4 protein-coding genes are annotated in these 2,579 nt (G+C 67.4%); all 4 read left to right on the forward strand.

Features of this window, described 5'->3' with window-relative positions; all coding sequences use genetic code 11:
• Nucleotides 1–612 (forward strand): phage capsid family protein (locus FAZ21_RS19915; protein WP_136775172.1); only part of this gene is annotated, 612 nt, incomplete at its 5' end.
• Between the two features lie 48 nt (nt 613–660).
• A complete protein-coding gene (locus FAZ21_RS19920) occupies nt 661–1,140 on the forward strand; it encodes a hypothetical protein (RefSeq protein ID WP_136775173.1) in 480 nt (159 codons plus the stop codon).
• Between the two features lie 43 nt (nt 1,141–1,183).
• Entirely contained in the window at nt 1,184–1,969 is a 786-nt protein-coding gene (locus tag FAZ21_RS20680; RefSeq protein WP_211243547.1) for a RyR domain-containing protein, read from the forward strand.
• On the forward strand, nt 1,969–2,579 hold a 611-nt coding region (locus FAZ21_RS19930; RefSeq protein WP_136775174.1), incomplete at its 3' end, for a phage adaptor protein. The genes FAZ21_RS20680 and FAZ21_RS19930, both read left to right, overlap by 1 nt.

Here is a 2,579-nt window from a genome sequence, read left to right on the forward strand (position 1 = left end):
GTGGTCGATGCGCTGCGCACCTTGTTCGACTCGATGCCGCTGCCGCCGCCGTCGGTGAAGTTCGAAGGCGACCAGGCCGCCAGCGACGCGCCGCTGCGCGTGCTGCTTACTTCGTCCGAGCAGTACACGTCGATCGTGCGCTCGGGCAATTTCCGCACCTGGCAGGCCAATGCCATGGCACGTGCCCAGGTTGCGAAGATGCACCCGCTGTTCCTGGGCGAAGCCGGGCTGTGGAACGGCATCCTGGTGGTGAAGATGCCCAAGCCGATCCGCTTCTACGCCGGCGATTCGCTGAACTGGTGCCCCTCGGTCACCTCTGCCGCCGAACAGTCGGACCGGGTGCCGGCCAGCTTTGGCAAGCAGTTCGCGGTGGACCGCGCATTGCTGCTGGGCGGCCAGGCGCTGGCCGAGGCGTTTGGCAAGGCGCGCCAGACGGGTAACCCGTACTTCTGGAGCGAAAAGGAGCTGGACCACGGCGACAAGCTGGAAATCCTGGTCGGCATGATCAGCGGCAAATCCAAGGTCCGCTTCGAGATCGACCACGGCACGCAGAAGGAAATCACCGACTTCGGCGTGATGGCGATCGACACCGCGGTCAAGCTCGCCGCCTAAACCTTCCTCACCCCGGCCGGGCATGCCCGGCCCATCTGGAGCACCTTCATGGCTACCGTTACGCTACCCGGCCTGCGCCGGGCCAACTCTCATGCCGCGCCGTATGGCAACGCCTGGGCACAACGCTTCACTTTGATCATCAACGGCGCGGGCTGCGTCGCCGGTTCGGACCAGGCCACCGTACTGGCCATCGGCGATGTGGTACGCATCGGCTGGCTGCCGGCTGGTATCGAGCTGCACGACTGCCTGTGCTTTGTATCCACCGCGTTCAAGGCATCGACCACCCTGAAACTGGGCTTTCTGTATGAAGACGGCGCCGATTCGGTGGAGGTACCGCAGGACGACGATTACTTCCACGCCGCGCTCGATGCCGCTACCACCGGCCGCCAGCGCGCCGACAACACTGCGGTGATTCCGGTGCGCCTGCCCCGGCCCGCTTACCTCGTCGCCACTGTCGGCGGCGCTGCGCAGGATGCTGCCGCGCGCCTGGATGTGGTGGTGCAGGGCCTGAATCACGGCAACCCGTAAACCCGTCGCGGGGCGCCGGGAGGCGCCCCGCCGAGGAGCCAATATGAATCGCGAACAGATCGCCAGGGTGGCGCACGAAGTCAACCGCGCCTACTGTGCGTCGCTGGGCGACAGCACGCAGCCTGACTGGGATCAGGCGCCCGAGTGGCAGCAGGCGTCGGCACTGGCCGACGTGGCCCTGCATCTTGCCAACCCCGCCGCCACGCCCGAGCAATCGCACGAATCGTGGCTTGCGCAAAAGCTGGCGGAGGGCTGGTCCTGCGGCGAGGTGAAGGATGCGAACGCGAAGCGACACCCGTGCTGCCGCCCCTATGCCGAGTTGTCGCAGGAACAGAAATCCAGAGGTTTCCTGTTCCGCGCGGTGGTGCATGCGGTGGCGGCCATCACGCCGCCTGTGCCGGCGAAGCCCGCCGCCCTCGCAACCGCCGTGACGGCGAATGGCCTGGTGCCGGTGGTGTACGTCGGCCACCGCGCGCAGCACATCGATGGCACCTATGGCAGTCACATGCGCTTCCCGCGCGGCGTGGCGGTGCCGTGCCCGGCCGATCTGGCCGGCAAGCTGCTGCGACATGCCGACGTGTTCCAGGCGACCGCGCTTCAGCCGGGACTGGCTGGCATGCCGGTCGCCATGGCCCAGGCGCCGGTTCCGCTGCACGAGGAGGAAGACCCGCAGGAGCAGGGGCTGCGCGACACCATTGCTTTCATGGACAAAGGGGCGCTGGGTGCCTTCGCCAAAACGCATTTCAAGGTCGATCTCGATCAGCGCAAGGGCGTGGACAAGCTGCGCCGCGAAGTGACCGGGCTGTTCGATCGGTTCGGGGTCGCCTGATGACCCTTGCCGAACTGCGCGCGGCCTTTCGCCGCGATGCCGGGGATCAGGCGGAGCCCTATGGCTGGGCGACGAAGGACGTCGATGGCTGGCTGAACGAGGCGGTAGAAGCGGCGTGCATCCGCGCGCGGTTGCTGCGCTTCGCTGACGAGCTGACGGTCCTGGCGGGGGAGGATGCCGTCGAGATCGACCACTGCCATTTCGAGATCACCCGGGCGCTGTGGTGTGAGGAGGATGGCCGCCAGCGCGAGCTGGATCAACTGGACATCCTGGAGCGCGATGCGAACCGGCATGCTGTCGCGGATGGCCCGCGCGGCTTCGTGCATCGGGATGGCGTGCTTGACCTTGATGCCCCGGCGCGTGAAGCGGCCACCCTCAAGCTGGAAGGCTACCGGCTGGCGTGCCCGATGCGCGCCGAGACCGACCGACCCGAGATCGACCGGCTTCACCACCGCCACCTGGTGGATTGGGCGCTGGCGTGCGCCTATCGCATCCCCGATGTCGAACTGGAGGATGCATCGAGGGCGCTGGCAGCCGAGGCGCGCTTCGAGCGCCACTTCGGCCCATCGCCAGGTGCCAGGCTGCGCCGGGCGCAAACCGCCAACACGCC

The organism is Chitiniphilus eburneus, assembly GCF_005048205.1.
GTDB classification, from domain to species: Bacteria; Pseudomonadota; Gammaproteobacteria; order Burkholderiales; family Chitinibacteraceae; genus Chitiniphilus; species Chitiniphilus eburneus.